This is a genomic window from Providencia sp. 2.29, assembly GCF_015832305.1.
Lineage (GTDB): Bacteria > Pseudomonadota > Gammaproteobacteria > Enterobacterales > Enterobacteriaceae > Providencia > Providencia stuartii.
Genome location: NZ_CP065420.1, coordinates 2,743,074 through 2,763,617, shown reverse-complemented (window position 1 = coordinate 2,763,617; position 20,544 = coordinate 2,743,074). Strand labels below are relative to the sequence as shown.

Genomic DNA, 20,544 nt, shown 5'->3' with positions numbered 1-20,544 from the left:
GAGTAAAAAAACACGTTTCGAGGGTTAAATTTAACAAATTAGTAATAAAGTAGATTGTTTGGAATAACTGCTTTTACTTGCCTACAAAATTATTCTTTTCTAAAAATAATAAGTATATTTTTTGCAAACTCTCCATCTGACAACAGAATATAATCCCGTTGATTAATAAATAAACTAAAGTGTTATTCATTGTTAATGAGCTTTAATTAGAACGATAACGCTACTCTTTAGCTAAAAAACAGACTAATTCTAATGTTATATGACGCTATGGTGTCATTTATCACTACTAAGGGGATGAGTTTTCTATTTTGCTATTCGCCCATTCTTCTAGAACGTTATCTATACATATTGATTTTCGATGATATTATGATTTTTACTGCTGTTTTTTATTAATAGCAGCGAAATAATCTTAATTTTGGCTATATATCACACCATCACTAAAAATATATTTTGTATAAAAATAAATAATAAAATTTATCATCTAAAGAAAATTGAATTAGAAACAGATATTGACGGGGAAAAGTTATGTCACAGATGTTAGCACTGTTTATTATCGTTTTGATTTTATACATTGGGGATGCTATTGCAGTAAGAACCAAAGCGTGGATCCCTTCCGTATTTGTATGTGCTGTTTTATTCCTATTCGGTTATTGGACATTCTTCCCTAAAGATATCGTCAGCATTGCCGGAATACCGCAAGTCGTGGCGGTGATGTTGATGTATCTGTTAATTACTAATATGGGAACGCTGCTATCACTCAAAGAGCTGTTGCGGCAGTGGAAAACCATTTTAATTTCGTTATCAGGGATCTTGGGCATCATTGTTTTTATTTATGCTGTCGGAATGGTGTTATTTGACCTGAATACAGTATTAGTGGCGATCCCTCCATTAGTCGGTGGTATCGTGTCATCCTTGATCATGTCTAAAGGTGCTGCTGATGCGGGTCTTATTGACCTATCGGTTTTTGCCATCCTTATTTACGTTATGCAGGGGTTTGCGGGTTATCCATTGACAGCGGTAATGTTAAAACGTGAAGGGCGTCGAGTGCTTGAGCAATATCGTCATGGTCAGTGGAAGGCGTCATTATCGGTTGAAGGGGCCGATAATGTTGAAGTGAAAACAGTCGTTTCAGAAGATGAGATGCCGAGATTATTTAAAAAAATTCCTTCTCACTACAATACCAGTTACTTCAAGTTTTTGCGCTTAGCAGCGGTGGGGTACCTTGCTTATTTAGTTTCTACATGGGCAGCACCTATCGTGAGTATTAGCCCGTTTGTATTATGTTTACTATTTGGCGTTATTGCATCGTCACTGGGCTTTTTGGAAAGACAACCGCTACAAAAAGCGAATGGTTTTGGTTTTGCCATTATGGCGTTAATGCTATTTATTTTTGACACCCTGAATCATGCAACCCCAGACATGTTATTAAGGCTTGTCTACCCTATGTTGGTGCTGATCATTGCAGCCGTCATTGGGATGTATTTAGCTTCGTGGATTGTGGGAAAAATACTGGGTGTCTCTAAAGAGATGGCCTTTGCCGTGTCGTTAACCGCACTGTATGGCTTCCCTGCCGACTATATCATTACGAATGAAGCCATCAATGCGCTGACCAAAGATGAGAAAGAGCGTCAAATTTTGACCGGACATATGTTAGGGCCGATGTTAGTTGGTGGATTTATCTCAGTAACCATGGTTTCTGTGGTATTGGCTGGGATTATGGTTGGTTTTATTACACCGCTTGCAGGGTAAATGATGATGGAAACAAGTACATTAAGAATACAACGCCATTTAGAACAATTGGCTGAATTTACAGCAACGCCGGGTCAAGGAACGACACGAATGAGCTATAGCGAGCAAGATAAGCAAGCACGTGATTATATAAAACAGCAAATGCGAGCACTTGGCTTGCAAGTTCGAGAAGATGCCATCGGTAATATTTATGGTCGTTTAGAAGGCTCAGAGGAGGGATTGCCTGCTGTGATTATTGGTTCACACTTTGACTCTGTTCCCCATGGCGGCGCTTTTGATGGCCCGGCAGGAATTGTGACAGGGTTAGATGTGGTTGCGCGCATTCGTGAACAACAATTGCAACCCCGTTACCCTCTTGAAGTGATCGCATTAGTCGAAGAGGAAGGAACGAGTTTTGGTCGTGGCTTGATGGCATCAAGTGTCATTACTGGGCTTATCGGAACTCAAACGCTATATCAACTGAAAGATAGGCAGGGTGTTTCGGCAGCGCAACGCATGGCAGATGCGGGCTTTAATGCAGATAAGGCGGCAGAGGCGGTGCTGGCACCTTCATCAGTCAAAGCTTTTTTAGAATTGCATATTGAACAAGGTCCAGTGCTAGAGCAGGCCAATGAAGATATTGGAATTGTAGATATTATTGTTGGTATTGCACAACTGGAAGTGAAGCTAAGCGGTAAGGCGGGACATGCAGGAACGACACCAATGGATATGCGCGCTGACGCATTAGTCAACGCTAGCCGTATCATTAGCCAAATTCCTGATATTGCTACTGCCGCTGGGGATAATACGGTTGCAACAGTAGGGCGATTAAACGTCTTACCAAATGGCGCAAATGTGATCCCAAGTGAAGTGACTTTTAGCGTCGACATTCGCTCAAGAAATGAATCCGCTTTGCGTAACACCATCGAGCAGATCATTGCATTGGTGAAACAAGAGAGTGCTAAAGGCAATATTCAAAGTGATATCGTTCAGCCTCTTTATGTGTCTCCTACCGAATTAGCCCCTGAAATCCATCAATTGATGGTACAACATGCACAAAAGCAAGGTTTGCGTTATCGCACTATGGTCAGTGGTGCGGGACATGACACGATGATTTTTGCCGGTATTACGCGCACGGGGCTAATTTTTGTGCCTAGCCGTAATGGGTTAAGTCATCACCCTGATGAATGGACGGATTATGCACAAATTGCGCTAGGAGCCGATGTAATGTTCGCGACGGTTCGTTCGCTAACAGAGTGTTAAAGTGAAGAGAAGTATTATGTGATTAAGCAGATGAAGGCGTCTGTGCATAAGAAGGTAAAGGTAGAAAAATGGTAAACACAACAATTACAGCAGCGATCAAAAAACATACCGCAGATATGATTGCATTTCGTCGAGACCTGCATTCACACCCTGAATTGCCATGGGAAGAAGTACGAACCACTAAACGGATTGCGGAAGAGTTAAGTAAAATCGGTATCGAATATCGTTTAACAGAGCCAACAGGCATTATCGCGGAAATTAAGGGCGGTAAACCGGGAAAAACCGTTGCATTACGAGCTGATATCGATGCGCTACCCGTACTTGAGCTGAATGATGCATTAGACTATAAGTCTCAAAATCAAGGAAAAATGCACGCTTGTGGTCATGATGCGCATACCTCTATGTTACTGACGGCGGCAAAAGCGTTGTATGAAATTCGTGAAGATTTGAAAGGCAATGTAAGGTTGATTTTCCAACCGGCGGAAGAGATTGCTCAAGGTGCACGTGAAATGGTCAAGCAAGGTGCAATTGACAATGTTGATAACGTTTTTGGGATGCATATTTGGTCTACAACCCCCTCTGGGAAAGTCTCTTGTAATGTGGGGGGAACCTTTGCGTCGGCGGATTTACTTGTCGTGAAGTTTAAAGGACGTGGCGGCCATGGTTCGATGCCTGAAGCAACGGTCGATGCGGCTGTTGTGGCTTCTTCTTTTGTGATGAACTTACAAGCTGTCATTTCACGGGAAACATCGGCACTTGAGTCTGCAGTGGTCAGTATCGGTAAAATGGACGTGGGAACGCGTTTTAATGTTATTGCGGAGAATGCAGTATTAGACGGAACGGTACGTTGTTTTAATATCGAAACTCGGGATCGTATTGAAGCGGCTATCAGACGTTATGCAGAACATACCGCAGCGATGTATGGGGCTACAGCAGAAGTTATTTATACGTATGGAACACTGCCTGTGATCAATGAAGAGCGTAGTGCGCTATTGGCGCAATCTGTCATTACACAAGCATTTGGTGAAGATGCGTTGATGTTTGAAAAACCAACGACAGGTGGCGAAGACTTTAGTTTTTATATCGAAAATATTCCAGGTTGTTTTGCTTTATTAGGTTCAGGAAACCCTGATAAAGATACACAGTGGGCGCACCATCATGGGCGTTTTAATATTGATGAAGACGCAATGGCAACGGGAGCTGAACTGTATGCACAATATGCATGGTCCTATTTACAACAGGATAATTTCTAGTTGATGGTTCACCTTGTCGCGATAATCGCGGCAAGGTTTTATTTGTATTATTACCTGCCGATAGAATCGTTTTATCTCATCGTTAAATCACAAGATACCTTGATGGATATTGTGAACATCAAAAATAAATCTAGCCATAAATATCATCTCCCCTAAAAGAGACGCAATTTAAAATTTTTAGAATACGTGAAGTATTAAGATTAAAATTTAGCTATAAATATAAAGAGAGAGAACGTTTTTATTTTTATTCTATTAAAAATGGTGATTTTGCGACGAATAAATAAATTATTAATATAGTGTTTAAAATATTTTACCAAAATACGCATAGTCAAATATAAACAAATGATTGTATATTTCACTTAAGTGGCCTATTTTATTGACATGCTTGTTTTCATTAATATAATTCGGTGAAGTTTTACTTATATTGTGATGAGTAACAATAATTGAAACTCATCACAATTAAGCTAAGACTCATGATGTTTAAATATCGCTTTTCTTAAACGTTGTTGCTGCTCGAAACGTTGCTCTTGTGTTAATTGAGCGTCGTGAGAAAGCTGTGCCAGCAATATATTCATATTTGAGATTGAGTTTTCTGCTAATAGTGCGTCAACGTGTTTAACAATATTGTCGTAGTGTTGCATAACTATCTCCAATAGACATGATTAAAAATTATAACACATGGAATGTGGGTAGTATTATTTATTGTGGCTGTCGATGATTTATTTTTTATTACATCTAGCATAGGAATAAGATATTGAAATTAACCGTTATACTGCTGTGTTTTCTACTGTGTGCTTGTACATCAAAATGGGAACCAATAGGCCCTGTGGAATGGACTTACCAAGAGGCAGATTCACAATGTGAATTTGATTCTTTTAAGCGATTTCCAGTTCGTAACGAAGTCGCCCAAAGAACGGTGTATGAAACAATTACGAAAAAATGCAAGAAAAACGATGAATGCGGTAAAGAGAAAACTTATGAGGAAAAAGTTCCCAAGACGGAAAGTTATGTTTTGGATGTGAATAAAGATAGCCGCCATCGCGAATATATGAGTTGTATGAAAAGAAAAGGGTGGCAAGAGAAAAATATCTACTTTTGGGAATAGGCGCTTGCTAGCGTTTAATTAGATAAAAACTCAGATAGAGCCTTATGTGATAACTGAGGCTCTATCTATTGAGCATGCGTCAAATGGTAGACATCTAATTTTGTTTATCAATGATCATGACAGCCATGGTATTTGGCTCAAGTGCTCGCATAATATGCGGCTCATCACCGGGGTAGTGGATATAGTCACCGGGAAACAACTCTGTTGGGTTATCTAAAGGGCCAACCATGGCACGACCGCTCATCAAAATAATATGTTCACTCACACCACGCATATGAGGTTCTGAAATACGATCTCGCCCAGGCTCAGCAACCACAGTATAGATATCACGTTGTGAGTTTGCGGGTGCTGCTGAAAGTAAAAAAGCGAGATAATTAGCATGTTCAGCACTGACTTGAATACCATCACCATGGCGAATGACGGTGACTGGCTCATGTCTATCTTCAATTAATCGAGAAAACGGCACATCTAAAGCGACACAGATAGCCCATAGAGTTTCAATACTTGGATTGCCATTTCCGGCCTCTAGTTGCGAGAGTGTCGATTTAGCAATGCCCGCCTGACGAGAGAGTTCGGAGAGTGACAGACCACTTTTTTGCCGTTCTCTGACTAATGCTTTGGCGATTAACTCAATAGGTGGAGTGAAGGAGCTCAAGTTTTAGTTTCCTATTTTGATTGCACTTTTAGATAACTACCGACATAATGAACGAACGCATTATATATCGAACGACTCATTATGCTAACCTCAACGCTTAATCATAGCACGGTAAAAAACATTGCACTGGTTTGTCTTGCGGATTTAATTGTCGGCATCTCATATGGGGCACTAGCGCATTCTCAAGGATTTGATTTTTGGGTTCCTTTGACTCTTTCTATTTTAGTGTTAGCAGGGGCGTCAGAATTTCTTTTTATTGGGGTCATTTTTTCAGGCGGAAGCCCTATTTCTGCTGCCTTGGCGGGGTTACTCGTGAATTCACGGCATATTCCATTTAGCTTTGCCGTCAGTGAATTAGCGGGGAAAGGCCCAAAAGCGCTATTGGGTTATCATATTATGAATGATGAAAGTGTGGTATTTGGGTTATCTCAGGAAACTGAAAAAGAAAAAAGAGCGGCATTTTGGTTATGCGGATTAGGGATATTAATTTGTTGGCCAATAGGCGTATTGATTGGTGAAGGTGTAGGAAGCTTTATTCAAGATACTCATACACTTGGTATGGATGCGATGTTCCCCGCAATTATATTGGCGCTTTCATTACCCGCATTGAAAGATAAGCGATTGCGGTTAGCGGCAATCGTTGGTGCTGTGATTGCCGTGATCGCTACTCCCTTTTTACCAGCAGGGATCCCCGTATTACTGGCCTTATTAAGCTTAGTTATATATGTGAGAGGTTAATAATGATGGATAACCCATGGCTGATTTTGAGTGGAATTTTATTGCTGGCAGTGGGCACTTATCTAATGCGCTCATCGGGTGCCTTGCTCAAAGGAAAAATTATTTTATCAGATAATAGCAAGGCTCTGTTTTCAGCAGCAGCTATTGTGATCTTGTTTTCAGTTGCGATGACTTCGACAGTATTTGAAGGTGACCATTTTTCGGATATACCTAAAATAATTGGTGTATGTGTAGCCGGATTGCTTACTTGGTATCAAAAACCTTTTATTGTCATTGTGTTATCTGCTTCTGTGGTGACCGCATTACTGCGCTTAATTTTTTGATATTAGCTTAAAACGCCCCGTTCAAACGGACAAGGGCGTTTAATTCACAATAATTTGATAAAACGAGTGGATGGAAATTAAACGGTAAGATCTTTGATTTCGTCCGTTGCTGCATTTTTTTGGACAGAAGCAATCCCTTTTAATGCCGCTTGTTTAGTTGAATACATCTCGCTACTGGCGATAATCTCATGATTGGCCGCTTTAAGAACAAAATAATAAGGCTGAGCGGTGTCTTTTGTTGATTTTTTCAGTTCAAAATAACCCATGATTGACTCCAAAAATGGTATAAAGTGGACACTCAGAATGTCGCAATACTCGCTATTGCCTCTTAAGATTAGAAATAAATAGGCAAATTTACTAGTTTCAGAGCCTATTTAATTTGAAAAAAAAGCCTCTATAACATAGAGGCAATCGTAGGATTAATAGAACTAATTATTGTTAGTTTAAGATAACGAATATGAAGAATAGATGCTATTTGATTCTGCATATTAATCTAAAAGGTCGCATCTATAGATATTTTATTTTAGCGTTTATTGTGCAGCAGGCTCTGGTGCTGGTGCACTCTTTGTTGGTTGTGATGTGGGTTTCTGTTTTGCTGGCACATATTCAGGCACTTCAACAATACTCATTTTAACAAGGTAACGTTTACCATCAGCCGCTTTTGGTGCGTCATTCGCTAATTTTTTCAATGTCTCATTCGGTGTCGTTGTTTGTTGAGCAACACTAAACAACACATTGTGGTGGTTCCCCATATGTGGGCGTGAAGAGCGGTTATCAGGGCCGTTGGCTGCTGCGGCAAATCCAACAGACATTAACATGAGAGCAAGTAAACCAGAATTTAGTTTGTTCATTGATATATCCTCTTATTTGTATTGATTCAGATAATCAATTAATTCATTTTTTGCCGCAATCGCTTTTACCTCCTTTGACCGAAGCTTCACAATTACTGCACTTTTTCCATATTTTCTACTTAATTAGCCCCGCTCGTATCGACAAGGACTATAAAAAAGCATCACTTGTGCGGTGTCTACTTGAGTGGCTGGAAGGCGGCATGATAATCGATTAGCATGGTAGTTAAATAACAAAATAGCAACAAAGTGAGCCGTTATGTCTGAGATACAAATTCCATTTTCAATATTAGATCTCGCACCTATTCCACAAGGCGCTTCTGCGAAGGAGGCTTTCTCTCACTCTTTAGATTTAGCCCAATTGGCCGAGAAACTTGGCTTCCACCGTTATTGGCTTGCAGAGCATCATAATATGACGGGAATTGCCAGTGCCGCCACCTCGGTGTTGATTGGTTACCTTGCCGCCAATACCACAACACTGCATCTTGGCTCTGGGGGCGTGATGTTACCCAATCATTCACCGCTAGTAATCGCTGAGCAGTTTGGCACATTGAATACGTTATATCCTAATCGAATTGATTTAGGGATCGGTCGAGCGCCTGGGAGTGACCAACAAACCATGAGAGCGTTACGTCGCCATATGAGTCATGATATTGATAATTTCCCTCGCGATGTGGCTGAGTTGGTGAATTGGTTTGATGCAACAGATCCTAATCCTCCTGTCAGGCCAGTTCCCGGTTATGGTGAAAAGATACCTGTGTGGCTGCTAGGATCAAGTTTATACAGTGCGCAACTTGCAGCTCAAATGGGGTTACCTTTCGCCTTTGCCTCTCATTTTGCCCCTGATTTGTTATTACAGGCATTACAGACGTATCGGGAAAACTTTACGCCCTCATCTAGGCTCGCTAAGCCATATGCAATAGTTTGTATTAATATTATTGCTGCTGATACTGTTCGTGATGCGGAGTTTTTATTTACATCTATGCAGCAAGCTTTTGTGATGTTACGTAGAGGTCAGCCTGCACAATTACCACCTCCAGTGGAAGATATGGGGAAAATTTGGTCGCCTGCTGAACAATTTGGCGTGCAACAAGCACTCGGGATGTCATTAGTGGGGGATAAAGCCAAAATTCGCCATGGGCTAGAATCCGTATTACGTCAAACTCAAGCGGATGAAATCATGGTTAATGGGCAAATTTTTGATCATCAATCCCGCTTATATTCATTTGAATTAGCGATGCAAGCAATGCAGGCGCTGAGAGAGCAGTAACGCTTATGAATAGCGGTAGCGACACTATTTATCCCATTAATATAAAATCCGTTTAGCATCACGAGTTAACCGCATTTTTATGGGCTACAGGCGATAACGAGAGGTATTGACCTGTGGCCCAAGCTTCTTCTGTTCGGCTAGATTGCATTCAAGACGCTGGCTTTTAAACGATGCTCTGTCAATTGAGCACAATGAATCGACTTATTTTCCCAATGCTAGAGGGCGACTCAAAATGGCAGAGTACGTTCAACGTGGTAGCATTTAGCTATTATTTTAGAGGATAAGTGAGATAACCCAGAATAATCTGGGTCATAGACGGCTAACAAGCGATTTGTGGCAGATGGGGTTCAAGAGGGGGCAGACCATGAGCCGCTCTAGCTCGGTCACAAGCTTCATTATGAACGCCATCAACCCAAGATTGCTCGAATTCGCGGCAAGGGGTAGGCCTTTGACTATAGATAGCACAAGAGACACATTCACCAACCGTACCGGTTAATGCTGTGCAGCGTGTATTGTGTTTTTGATTGGTGCCCTTCATTGCACTCATAAATGGTGTTATTTGCTCAGTGAGATCTTGAGGAACCGTGCCACCACCACTTTCGCTTTCTGCCCAATAAAATGAGACGCGAAAATAAGCGCAACAAGCACCACAACTTACACAGGGATTATTTTCAGGATCAGTTTTTATTATATGAGTAATATTGGTCATATATAAAATCACTAAAAAATTTTGGAAATAATGACCCGCAGAAAACGGGCTGACGCAACATAGGCAGGAGGCCTAGAATCGTTGCTCAAACGCTATTATCTTACGTATTATTTCCGATTGGCAAGATTTTTCAGTGTTTCATTCTGATATTTCTCATTATCTATACGATAAATAAATTCGATTAGAATTTTAAAAAACAAAAACTGCACCTTAATCAGTCGTGTTGCAACTTTTGGGGTGCAGTCAGTGGATAATTTTATCTTAAATTATGCTAATGTAAATTAGACGTGTTTTAGCTCACCATCATCCTCTTGGTTGTAGATGGTTTTGTCAGTTTCACCCATTAATTGGCTAGTGACCGTGCCCGCTGTCATAGAGCCGCTGACGTTGAGGGCGGTACGACCCATATCAATCAGAGGTTCGACGGAGATCAGTAAGGCAACCAGTGTGACAGGTAACCCCATAGCAGGGAGTACAATCAGCGCGGCAAATGTTGCACCACCACCAACACCAGCAACCCCTGCTGAGCTAACAGTAACAATCCCAACTAATGTCGCAATCCACAGTGGATCAAATGGGTTAATGCCCATGGTGGGGGCAACCATAACAGCTAACATAGCGGGATAGATACCAGCACAACCGTTTTGACCGATTGTCGCGCCAAATGAAGCCGAGAAGCTGGCGATAGATTCAGGAACACCAAAGCGACGAGTTTGAGTTTCAATATTCAGAGGAATACTGGCGGCACTCGAACGGCTTGTGAACGCGAATGTTAATACAGGGCCTGCTTTTTTGAAAAACTTAATAGGACTGAGGCCTGTTACCGCAATGAAAATACCGTGAACGATAAACATCAGTGCTAGTGCGACGTACGACGCTATCACGAATGTGCCTAGATTAATGATGTCTGATAGGTTAGAGCTTGCAACAACCTTGATCATCAACGCCATGACACCATAAGGTGTTAAGCGCATAACTAGACGGACGAGTTTCATTGCCCAAGCTTGCAGCACATCGATAGCCGCGAGCGCTTTTTCACCACGTTGTTGGTCATCTTTGAGTAATTGCAGAGCAGCAACCCCCAAGAAGGCAGCAAAGATAACCACGCTGATAATAGATGTTGGGCTAGCGCCCGTCAGATCAGCAAATGGGTTTTTAGGAATAAATGATAAAATAAGTTGTGGAACAGTTAGATCAGACACTTTGCCCGCATAATTATTTTGAATTGCATCAAGGCGAGCAGTTTCTTGTTGACCTTGAACCAAACCTTCGGCAGTTAAGCCAAAAAGATTTGCAATCAAAATACCAATAAGTGCGGCTATTGCAGTGGTTAATAACAGTGTTCCGATAGTTAAGAAACTGATTTTACCTAACGATGATGCCTTGTGCAGACGTGCGACCGCGCTCAGTATCGATGCGAAAACTAATGGCATAATCACCATTTGCAATAGCTGTACATAGCCATTACCCACGATATTAAACCAGAGAATAGAGTCTTTCAGTGTTTGGTGATTAGTACCGTACACCAAATGGAGAGCGACGCCATATGCCACACCAAAAACCAGACCTAATAGAACTTTTTTCGACAGGCTCCAGCCTTTTGCCCCTAGTTTTGCCAGTAGTATGAGCAGTGCTACAAAGACAAGCACATTAATAATTAAAGGAATATTCATTCCGAACTCCAATCGCAGTTTTTTGAATTATGTTATTAGCGCTGTAAACCTTAAAGGTTATAAGGAATTAGCTCATCCTAACAACTGGTTATATGTTATCAGCAGATAAAAGACAATTCTTATACTGAAAAGTAATAACTTATGATGAATGATGCTTACAGTATATTACAAAATAGATGACTATGTAGACATGCGTATATCTATTTGATTATGAATATATTTTATTATGCTTTCAAATTGGCTATGAAAATCAAAGCTATAACTAACGGGTATAAAGCAAGCACAAACAGCCAAAACGATCGCGATAAAACGTTCTGCACGTTTATTTGACTTGCTACGCAGTAACGGAAAACAAAAACGAAAAGGCAGAGGCCATAAGAAGGGAACTCCGGAAGGGGTGAGTATATCAGCCACTAAATGGCTCATATAACCCAGTAAAAATGCTTGGATCAAATCATTAGGAATAGGCCAGTTGGCCGGTAGCCATTGGTAACAGGCGAGCACTAATAGTAGCCATGCGATTAAACTGTGTGTAAAACCTCGATGGCCACATAATTTGGAAATCGGCAGGGAAAGGATCCTTAACATCCGGCCGGGTATCGATGAAGGGTGGTCGATATCGGGGAGTAATGCCCCCAATAGCGCACCTGGCACCATATGCAGCCAATCACCTTGAGCAAGCTCAGGTGTGATCTCTAGCTTATGTGCCATTATTAATGAGGCGACAGAAAATAGCAGGTGCCCTTCAGCGGTCATGGTGGATAAATTACCATCTGTTTATCTATACAGTTAGGAGGGCAGTATAAAGCGTTTAAAAAGAATATGATAGGGCTAGAAATGCAAAAAACTCTTAGTTATTAGCAAATAACATCAGAGTTTTATACTTTTATGTAATATCCCTATCAAAACGTGATAGGGACGGGCGAAAAAAGCGGCAATAAATAATTAACGCAAATATTTTTCGGTGAGTTCATTAAGTGATGCGAGTTTAACATCCGCTAATCCCCAACGCGGATCATGAAAATGCTGTTGGTCAGGAACAACGATTGAGTGCATTCTTGCCGCTTTTGCAGCAATCATACCGTTAAAGGAGTCTTCTAGTGATACGCAGTGGATGGGTTTTGTCTCCAGTAAAGCAGCTGCATTGAGATAAACTTCAGGGTGCGGTTTACTGTGAGGTAAATCAGCCGCCGAAACAACCGCCGAAAAATAATCACGGATCTCAAATAAGTTCAGTACTTTCTCTAACATGTATTGCGGCGAGGCAGAGGCGAGGGCGATATTCAATCCCATTGAACGGCATAGTTCTAATGCGTGATGCACACCGGGAAGGAGGGGACGCTGCTCTTCAACTAAGCCAATAACACGATCAATAATCATCTGTTCGACTTCTTTTAGGCTATGTCCTTGCCACGGAGAAGCGTGATACCAAAGCTCTACGACATGGTCGATTCGTAAGCCTAGTGTATCGGGTAGTTTATCAGCGATGGATAGGTCGATGCCTAATTGAGTAAAAATTTCACGCTCCCCTTGCGCCCAAAAAGGCTCAGAGTCAATCAGCAAGCCATCCATATCAAAGATAACAGACTGGATGGATAAGTTGTGGTACATGTCAAAACTCCATTCATGTATGTGTGACCTTGCCATGTTTCAAGGTGTTGTATGCAGTAACAGGATTGACCCAATTAATTTGTCACCGTATCAATTCAAGGTATTGCATATCATCTGAAACTGATAGCCCTTTATTGCGATGAGTATTGTAGCAAGTCACTGACTGATTATATATATCGAAACGGTCATCTTTATCTTGAGTGTGAACGTTCCCCAAAAGTTGGATCTTTATGAAACTATTCAGTTATGGATTGAAAATGCTCGATAACATGGCTGAGATATCAACACAGCAATCCATATCCGACACAAGGGAATATGGGAATGACAAGCTCCCCTAAATCCGTCATATCGCGGTTGCGGTCTAAGAAGTGGGCAGCTTTGCCACTGACGACAATGGGCAGTCACGAAAGCGCAAGTTAAATAATCTGAAATTGCGAGTATCCGTATTATTCCTTGTGGTAAATTTGGTGGCTTTATAAAAATTCAGTTATGATTAGTTATAAAAAAATTTTTAGAGGGTCAATAATGAATTACCAGACTGCAAGTTATGTCGCAATCGGCAAGCGTATTATCGGTTGGATTGTTTTTCTTGTAGCATTGATTTCCACTTTAGCGTCATTAGTCAAATTGGCGGGTATGAAAGGGTTAGAAGGAGAGGGTATTAATGCAGTAGCCAATGATTTTATTAAATTAATGGCTGAAATGACGCGCCAAAGTACACCGTTTCTTAATGTCTTCTGGAACAACTCCCCAGTACCTCAAGTTGCCAATGGTTTTTCAGGCGCGAATATCGGCTTTATCATTATCTTTCTTTTTATCTTTGTTGGCTTAGCACTAAGCGCTTCTGGCTTACGCATGTATCGACAAATTAAATTTATTCGTGAAAGCCTCGAAGATCACGTGATATTGGAAAAAGCCAAAGGAAATGAAGTCTCGAAAGAAGAGCTTGAGGCTAAAGTGACGATCCCTCGACACACCATATTTACCCAATTCTTTATTCTTTATTTTTCGCCAATCGCATTCGGTATAGTTATCTATTTGGCATTAAAGTTGCTGAATTGGTAATTATCTGGCCCAGTCAGGCATCGCTGGGCCAACACCGTCATTATTTCTCGCCAATTAACTCATCGATAATGGTACGTGCGTGCAAATAGCTTTTTTCAAGGCCAAAAATATTGGATTGGCAAAGTAGATAATAAAGTTGATAAATAGGTTGCCTTTCGAGGAAGCCCGAAGGTAAAGGCCACACACTTTGGTATCCGTCAATAATTTGGATGGGTAACTCTGGGTATAAAGGCAACATTGCCATATCACATTCTCTATCCCCCCAATAGCAGGCGGGATCATATAAAATACCATTCTGCTCTTGTGTCATAGCGCAGTTGGCAGGCCACAAATCCCCATGAAGTAAGGAAGGTTGCGGTTGATGTCCTGTCAGGCGCTCTTTGACAATATCAACGATCTGCTGAATATCGCCAAAGACCATTCCTTTCTCAGCGGCAATTTGTAATTGCAAACCAATACGTTTTTCGGCGAAGAAAGAGTTCCACCGTTTTTCCCAACCATTTGGCTGAGTGATGGTGCCTAACATTGTATCAAAGTCAAAACCATAGCTCGGTTGCTCTTCCCATTGATGTAGGTGGGCTAATTGCTGGCCGAAACGCCATGCGTTAGTTGCATCAAAACTTTTTAAAGGAAAATATTCTAATAGCAGAAAGCTGTGGTGTTTATTACTCCCTACACCATACACTTTAGGCACGGTGATGGTTTTGCTTTTGGCAAGCATTTCAAGCTGTTCGGCTTCTTGTTTAAATAAAGGCAGAAATTCACGCAGATTCTGTTTGACGAAAATGGTATGGTCACCGTAATCGATTTTCATCGTGTGATGAATATCACCCCCAGAAAGTATTTCTTTGTTATGAAGTTCTGCTTCACCTAAGTGTTCGCTTAATAAACGGTACATTGCTTGCCACATGATACACCTCGCTTTGCTTTGGTCTTCACTAACACGATTCTATAGCGACAGTTTAGGAATTAACAGCAATAATTATTTAAAAAGAAGAGCCTATCACGAAATGGCTCAACTATAACATTATGTTGAATGGATTATTTTAGATATTCATTATTATCGATATATTGTTTTTAAATTAATAACTAGTCATAAATAAATATTGAAATAAGACTATGAATATATTTCAAATGTTATTTTTCTTTTTTAAAAAATAAAGCCTTATTGTAATGACTATTATTTGCTATATTTTCTAATGAATATAATAAAATTAATTTTATACATAATTAGATTGTAATTATTCGATGTTTATTTTTTGCAATATTTAAATTAAAAAGAGTAATGAAAATGAAAGAGAAAATTGAAAATTACACTGGTCCTGCCGCTGGCTGGGGCGCGGTAAAAGCCGTGGCTGAAGCTATTCGAGGCCAAATGGAAATTGGTCATGATGTGATTGCTATGTTTGAAATGAATAAGCCTCAGGGGTTTGATTGCCCTGGTTGTGCATGGCCTGATCCTAAACATTATGCCTCCTTCGATATATGTGAAAATGGCGCAAAAGCCATGTCATGGGAAGCAACATCGAAAAGAACCACACCTGAATTTTTTGCAAAACATTCAGTAACTGAATTATTAAAGTGGGATGATTACGATTTAGAAAATGAAGGTCGTTTAACGCATCCAATGAAATATAATCCGCAAACTGACCATTATGAAGTGATTGAATGGGAAGAAGCCTTTGCACAAATAGGTAAACATTTATCTGGCTATGCCGACCCTAATGTGGTCGAGTTTTATACCTCTGGGCGCACCTCAAACGAAGCTGCGTTTTTATATCAACTGTTTGCAAGAGAGTACGGAACGAATAATTTCCCTGATTGTTCCAATATGTGCCATGAACCAACGAGTGTTGGACTTGCTGCATCTATTGGGGTGGGTAAGGGCACTGTGTTATTGGAAGACTTTGATAAAGCCGATTTAGTGATCTGTATTGGTCATAACCCCGGCACTAACCACCCAAGAATGCTGAGCTCATTGCGTGAAGTGTCAAAACGTGGTGCAAAAATTATCGCGATCAATCCGTTAAAAGAACGTGGGTTGGAACGGTTTGAGTACCCACAAGATCCTGTTGAGATGCTGACTTTAGAGTCAACTCAATTAGCCCAACACTATTATAAAGTACGCATCGGTGGCGATACCGCATTAATAAAAGGCGTGATGCGTGTTGTTATTGAGCAGCATGAGGCTGCGGTCGCACAAGGTAAATCGCCTATATTAGATAATGAGTTTATTCAGTCTCACACTGCCGGTTTTGAGGCACTCAAACATGATGTGATGTCGACGCGTTGGGAAGATATATTACGTGTTAGCGGTCTAACTCGTGATGAAATCGAACAAATAGCCCAATTATATATTGAGGCGGATAGCACGATTATTTGTTATGGAATGGGGATCACTCAGCACCAGCACGGTACACAAAATATTCAGCAATTAGTGAATCTGCTGCTGCTCAAAGGGAACATTGGACGTGAAGGGGCCGGCATCTGTCCTTTACGTGGGCACTCCAATGTACAAGGAGACCGTACTGTTGGGATCACCGAAAAACCAAGCCAAGCTTTTCTCGATAAAATCGAACAACGGTTTGGTTTTAAACCCCCAGCTAAATTTGGCCATGCCGCTGTCGCGAGTATGCAAGCTATTTCTCAAGGAAGTGCGCGTGCATTGATCTGTATGGGAGGTAATTTAGCGGTTGCGATGCCGGATCAGGATGCCTGCTATAGCGGTATGAAAAAATTAGACTTAGCAGTGCATGCAGCGACTAAACTTAATCGCTCCCATTTGTTGACAGCCAAAAACACATTCCTATTCCCCGTATTAGGGCGTACTGAACGGGATGAACAAAAAACCGGACCACAAAGTATTACCGTTGAGGATTCTATGTCGATGGTACATGCCTCGCACGGTAAGCTAAAACCGGCTAGCCCTCACTTGAAATCAGAGTGTGCCATCGTAGCCGGTATGGCTAAGGCTACATTGCCAAATACTAAAGTAGAATGGGATGAGTTTATCGATGACTACGATAAAATTCGTGACGCGATGGAGGCGGTGTTACCGGGTTTTGAAGATTATAACGCGCGGATCCGTGTGCCCGGTGGTTTTCACTTAACCAATGCGGCTGCAGAGCGACGCTGGTTGACGTCATCAGGAAAAGCAAACTTCATTACGACGCAAGGCGTTATTGAAGACCCTAAATCAGCGGTGAATAGCGAATTAGTCTTGGCGACAGTACGTAGCCATGACCAATATAACACCACTATCTATGGACTCAATGACCGCTATCGCGGTGTTTTTGGCCAACGTGATGTGATGTTTATTAGCGAAGCACAGGCTAAGAAACAGAACTTAGCCGCAGGCGATAGAGTCAATATTATTGCACTGGATAGTGAACAAAAGCGCACTCATCGCCGCTTAGATAACTTAAAAGTGGTTATCCATGATATGGCTGATCGCTGCGTGGCGACCTATTTCCCAGAAGCGAATAACTTAATTGCGTTGGATAATTTTGACCCGCAAAGTGGTATTCCGGCTTACAAAAACATTCCAGTGGTACTAGAAAAAGTGGATGTAGCGTCTTAACACCATCTCTTGATGACATAGAGACAAAAGCCACCCTTAAGATGATTGGGTGGCTTTTTATTTTGCTTATTATCGCTAACAGCGCATTAGGCCGACTGTAACTTTTCTTGCGGTAATTTCGCTTTTTTGCGCGCTAAGACCATTTTGCTATAGAGCAGGGCAATGATGAAATAGATGGCTTGAGTAATAACAATACAAGGGCCTGTAGCACCGTCAATGTGGAAACTGACAATGGTTCCAATCACACTAGAGGTGACGGAGGCAATCACGGCCACAAAGAGCATCCACCCAAAGCTTCGACATAGGACAAAAGCGATGATGCCCGGGGAGATAAGCATCGCAATGACTAAGATGATCCCAACCGCTTGAAGCGAGGCGACAATGGTAAGGGCGAGCAATGAGAGCAGACCATAATGGATCAACTTCACAGGCAGGCCAATCACACGCGCTTGATTAGGATCAAAGCAATACAGCATAAAATCTTTACGTTTTAGTAAGATAATAGCGATGGTAATGCCTGCAAACCATAGGTTTTGCTTAAATTCGGCATCGGTAATACCAAGAATATCCCCAAATAGGATATGAGTAAGATGCTGCTCGGTATCGATTTTGGCAAACATCACTAAGCCGACGGCGAACATGCCTGAAAAGACAATTCCCATCACAGTATCTTCTTTGATACGACTATTCTCTTTGAGGTATCCGGTGGCAAATGCACAAAACAGGCCCGAAACAAATGCCCCAATAGCGAGTGGTATACCCGCAACAGAAGCAATAACAATCCCCGGTAATACAGCATGGGAGATGGCATCCCCCATTAATGACCAGCCTTTAAGCACTAAAAAGCAAGATAAAATCGCACAGACTGCACCTGTCACGATAGCCGTAATAATCGCTTTCTGCATAAACGGGAAAATAAACGGTGCCGTTAGTAAGTCAATAAAATCACTCATTAGAGGCTCCTTGTTGTTTTATTTTATGCAGGTTCTCGACTTCCTGTTTTGCCTTACGACGAGAAGCAAAAATGCCGTGTTTTGGCGCAAAGAAGAATGCCAACAAGAAAATAACCGTTTGAAGCGTCACAATTAAGCCGCCAGTTGCCCCATTGAGGAAATAGCTGGCATAAGCACCAATCGCGCTGGTGGCAGTACCAATAGCGACTGCAATGATTAATAAACGCTTAAATTGGTCAGTGAGTAGATAAGCTGTTGCCCCGGGAGTTACCACCATAGCAATAACTAAGATTGCGCCAACCGTTTGTAATGCAGCTACCGTACAAGCACTTAGTAGAGTAAAAAAGATAATTTTTAAGCGCAATGGATTCAAGCCAATTGAACGAGCGTGGCTTTCATCAAAGAACACGGCAAGTAAATCCTTCCATAAAGCCAGTAGCACGATAAAGGAGATGGCGATAATAATTTCAACCTGCAATACATCGGCGTCGGCGATACCTAAAATATTACCGAAAATGATGGTTTGCACATTCACTGAGGTTGGGTTTAAAGAGACGATTAATAGCCCCGCGGCAAAGAAAGTTGAAAAGATAAAGCCGATAACGGCATCTTCACGTAACCGAGTAATATGCTTAATAAAGGTCATGGCTAGGGCCGCGAGGATCCCCGTAAAAAAGGCGCCGGCGGCATAGGGTAAGCCTAACGCATAAGCTCCGGCAACACCCGGTACAACGGAATGAGAGAGGGCATCGCCCATTAATGACCAACCTTTGAGCATTAGGTAAGCTGAAAGAAATGCACAAACGGCACCCACAATAGCGCTTACCCAAATGGCTTTAACCATATAGTTGTACTCGAAAGGTTGCAGTAACAACTCGATCATACTGGATCCTTAGGCTGGTTTGTTCTAACGGGGGCATTGTGGTCATGACCATAGAAAACGGCGGCGCGTTCATCATCGGTAATCACCGTGACAGAGCGTGGATCGTCGTCGTCATGCAGCTCTTGACCTGAAAGATTGATATGGCGTAGCACACCACCAAAAGCCACTTGCAAATTCTTTTGGGTAAATGTGGTTTCAGTCGGACCACTTGCGAGTACGGTGCGATTAATCAAAATGACTTGGTCACAAAACTCAGGCACACTCCCTAAGTTGTGAGTAGACACCAAAATCAGGTGGCCTTCATCACGTAGGCTACGTAACAGGTCAATAATGGCGTTTTCTGTTTTAACATCGACCCCTGTAAAGGGTTCATCAAGTAGGAGCACTTTACCTTGTTGGGCTAGCGCACGAGCTAAAAAGACGCGTTTTTTCTGCCCGCCAGAAAGCTCGCCAATCTGGCGATGCTCTAACCCTGCCAAATCTACACGTTCAAGTGCTTTTTTTACCGCTTCTTTGTCTTCACTTTTAGGAATACGAAAAAAGCCCATTTTGCCGTAACGCCCCATCATCACCACATCGGAGACAAGCACAGGAAAGTTCCAATCCACTTCCTCTGTTTGAGGAACGTAGGCAATAATGTTTTCTTTGAGAGCCTCTTTGATTGGCTCACCATTGAGCGTGACACTGCCAGATGATGGGGTGACTAGCCCCATGATCGTTTTAAATAAGGTGGATTTACCACTGCCGTTGACGCCAACCAATGCACATATTGATCCGCCTGTAATATCAAAACTTGCATCATAAATTGCAGTGTGACCGTTGTTGTAAGTGACAGTGGCATCATCCACAACCAAATTAGGGTGTTCAAAGCGTTTCGAGTTACTCAT

General features: G+C 41.7%; 21 protein-coding genes. 9 read left to right on the top strand and 12 right to left on the bottom strand.

What is annotated here, in order from left to right; genetic code table 11:
• Positions 1 to 525 precede the first annotated feature (525 nt).
• The 3 genes from I3B46_RS12745 to I3B46_RS12735 all read left to right on the top strand — a co-directional run bounded on the left by I3B46_RS12745 (position 526) and on the right by I3B46_RS12735 (position 4,244).
• A complete protein-coding gene (locus I3B46_RS12745; RefSeq protein ID WP_004919020.1) occupies positions 526 to 1,749 on the top strand; it encodes a hypothetical protein in 1,224 nt (407 codons plus the stop codon).
• A 3-nt stretch (positions 1,750 to 1,752) separates the two neighbouring features.
• Positions 1,753 to 2,991 (top strand): Zn-dependent hydrolase, encoded by a 1,239-nt coding sequence (locus I3B46_RS12740; RefSeq protein WP_223854756.1) that lies wholly within the window; start codon positions 1,753 to 1,755, stop codon positions 2,989 to 2,991.
• 68 nt (positions 2,992 to 3,059) lie between these two features.
• Entirely contained in the window at positions 3,060 to 4,244 is a 1,185-nt protein-coding gene (locus I3B46_RS12735; protein ID WP_004919023.1) for a M20 family metallopeptidase, read from the top strand.
• Between the two features lie 464 nt (positions 4,245 to 4,708).
• Here the strand turns inward: I3B46_RS12735 and I3B46_RS12730 are convergent, their stop codons facing one another.
• Positions 4,709 to 4,885, bottom strand: coding sequence for a DUF2526 family protein (locus I3B46_RS12730; protein WP_004919027.1), 177 nt, complete (start codon positions 4,883 to 4,885; stop codon positions 4,709 to 4,711).
• A gap of 113 nt (positions 4,886 to 4,998) precedes the next feature.
• On the opposite strand from I3B46_RS12730, the gene I3B46_RS12725 reads away from it, so the two are divergent.
• Positions 4,999 to 5,349: a hypothetical protein gene (locus I3B46_RS12725; protein ID WP_014658181.1), complete on the top strand. Its 351-nt coding sequence runs from the start codon at positions 4,999 to 5,001 to the stop codon at positions 5,347 to 5,349.
• Positions 5,350 to 5,443: 94 nt separating this feature from the next.
• On the opposite strand, the gene I3B46_RS12720 is transcribed toward I3B46_RS12725, so the two are convergent.
• Complete coding sequence (locus I3B46_RS12720) at positions 5,444 to 6,004, bottom strand: helix-turn-helix domain-containing protein (protein WP_004919030.1); 561 nt, start codon at positions 6,002 to 6,004, stop codon at positions 5,444 to 5,446.
• A gap of 81 nt (positions 6,005 to 6,085) precedes the next feature.
• Here I3B46_RS12720 and I3B46_RS12715 point away from each other — a divergent pair, with 81 nt between their 5' ends.
• Together I3B46_RS12715 and I3B46_RS12710 are read left to right on the top strand one after the other, a co-directional pair.
• Positions 6,086 to 6,742 carry an AzlC family ABC transporter permease gene (locus I3B46_RS12715; protein WP_014658184.1) on the top strand — a complete coding sequence of 219 codons (657 nt, stop codon included), beginning with the start codon at positions 6,086 to 6,088 and terminating at the stop codon, positions 6,740 to 6,742.
• 2 nt (positions 6,743 to 6,744) lie between these two features.
• Complete coding sequence (locus I3B46_RS12710; RefSeq protein WP_004919032.1) at positions 6,745 to 7,065, top strand: AzlD domain-containing protein; 321 nt, start codon at positions 6,745 to 6,747, stop codon at positions 7,063 to 7,065.
• Between the two features lie 77 nt (positions 7,066 to 7,142).
• Here I3B46_RS12710 and I3B46_RS12705 read toward each other — a convergent pair whose 3' ends face one another.
• Together I3B46_RS12705 and I3B46_RS12700 are read right to left on the bottom strand one after the other, a co-directional pair.
• Positions 7,143 to 7,331 (bottom strand): YegP family protein, encoded by a 189-nt coding sequence (locus tag I3B46_RS12705; protein WP_004919033.1) that lies wholly within the window; start codon positions 7,329 to 7,331, stop codon positions 7,143 to 7,145.
• Between the two features lie 264 nt (positions 7,332 to 7,595).
• Positions 7,596 to 7,916 (bottom strand): hypothetical protein, encoded by a 321-nt coding sequence (locus I3B46_RS12700; RefSeq protein ID WP_004919034.1) that lies wholly within the window; start codon positions 7,914 to 7,916, stop codon positions 7,596 to 7,598.
• Positions 7,917 to 8,172: 256 nt separating this feature from the next.
• Here I3B46_RS12700 and I3B46_RS12695 point away from each other — a divergent pair, with 256 nt between their 5' ends.
• Positions 8,173 to 9,183 (top strand): luciferase-like monooxygenase, encoded by a 1,011-nt coding sequence (locus I3B46_RS12695; protein WP_104873414.1) that lies wholly within the window; start codon positions 8,173 to 8,175, stop codon positions 9,181 to 9,183.
• A 319-nt stretch (positions 9,184 to 9,502) separates the two neighbouring features.
• Here the strand turns inward: I3B46_RS12695 and I3B46_RS12690 are convergent, their stop codons facing one another.
• The 4 genes from I3B46_RS12690 to hxpB all read right to left on the bottom strand — a co-directional run bounded on the left by I3B46_RS12690 (position 9,503) and on the right by hxpB (position 13,176).
• Positions 9,503 to 9,892, bottom strand: a complete 390-nt coding sequence (locus I3B46_RS12690) for a YkgJ family cysteine cluster protein (protein ID WP_004919036.1) — start codon at positions 9,890 to 9,892, stop codon at positions 9,503 to 9,505.
• A 281-nt stretch (positions 9,893 to 10,173) separates the two neighbouring features.
• Positions 10,174 to 11,565: an L-cystine transporter gene (locus tag I3B46_RS12685; RefSeq protein ID WP_004919037.1), complete on the bottom strand. Its 1,392-nt coding sequence runs from the start codon at positions 11,563 to 11,565 to the stop codon at positions 10,174 to 10,176.
• A 180-nt stretch (positions 11,566 to 11,745) separates the two neighbouring features.
• A complete protein-coding gene (locus tag I3B46_RS12680) occupies positions 11,746 to 12,321 on the bottom strand; it encodes a metal-dependent hydrolase (protein WP_004919040.1) in 576 nt (191 codons plus the stop codon).
• A 189-nt stretch (positions 12,322 to 12,510) separates the two neighbouring features.
• The gene (gene hxpB, locus I3B46_RS12675; RefSeq protein WP_104873415.1) at positions 12,511 to 13,176 is read right to left on the bottom strand and encodes a hexitol phosphatase HxpB; all 666 of its coding nucleotides are present in this window, start codon (positions 13,174 to 13,176) and stop codon (positions 12,511 to 12,513) included.
• 525 nt (positions 13,177 to 13,701) lie between these two features.
• On the opposite strand from hxpB, the gene I3B46_RS12670 reads away from it, so the two are divergent.
• The gene (locus I3B46_RS12670) at positions 13,702 to 14,241 is read left to right on the top strand and encodes a YniB family protein (RefSeq protein ID WP_014658188.1); all 540 of its coding nucleotides are present in this window, start codon (positions 13,702 to 13,704) and stop codon (positions 14,239 to 14,241) included.
• 40 nt (positions 14,242 to 14,281) lie between these two features.
• Here the strand turns inward: I3B46_RS12670 and I3B46_RS12665 are convergent, their stop codons facing one another.
• Complete coding sequence (locus I3B46_RS12665) at positions 14,282 to 15,151, bottom strand: fructosamine kinase family protein (protein WP_004919048.1); 870 nt, start codon at positions 15,149 to 15,151, stop codon at positions 14,282 to 14,284.
• Between the two features lie 381 nt (positions 15,152 to 15,532).
• Between I3B46_RS12665 and I3B46_RS12660 the strand changes: the two genes are divergently transcribed.
• Positions 15,533 to 17,821, top strand: a complete 2,289-nt coding sequence (locus I3B46_RS12660; RefSeq protein WP_014658189.1) for an FdhF/YdeP family oxidoreductase — start codon at positions 15,533 to 15,535, stop codon at positions 17,819 to 17,821.
• An 86-nt stretch (positions 17,822 to 17,907) separates the two neighbouring features.
• Here the strand turns inward: I3B46_RS12660 and I3B46_RS12655 are convergent, their stop codons facing one another.
• From I3B46_RS12655 to I3B46_RS12645, 3 genes are read right to left on the bottom strand one after another with little or no spacing between them, the layout of a single operon-like run.
• Entirely contained in the window at positions 17,908 to 18,774 is an 867-nt protein-coding gene (locus tag I3B46_RS12655) for a metal ABC transporter permease (RefSeq protein ID WP_004919051.1), read from the bottom strand.
• Positions 18,767 to 19,657 carry a metal ABC transporter permease gene (locus tag I3B46_RS12650; RefSeq protein WP_004919054.1) on the bottom strand — a complete coding sequence of 297 codons (891 nt, stop codon included), beginning with the start codon at positions 19,655 to 19,657 and terminating at the stop codon, positions 18,767 to 18,769. Before I3B46_RS12650 ends, I3B46_RS12655 begins: the two co-directional genes overlap by 8 nt.
• A complete protein-coding gene (locus I3B46_RS12645) occupies positions 19,654 to 20,544 on the bottom strand; it encodes a manganese/iron ABC transporter ATP-binding protein (RefSeq protein WP_014658190.1) in 891 nt (296 codons plus the stop codon). The genes I3B46_RS12650 and I3B46_RS12645 overlap by 4 nt, the downstream gene beginning before the upstream one ends.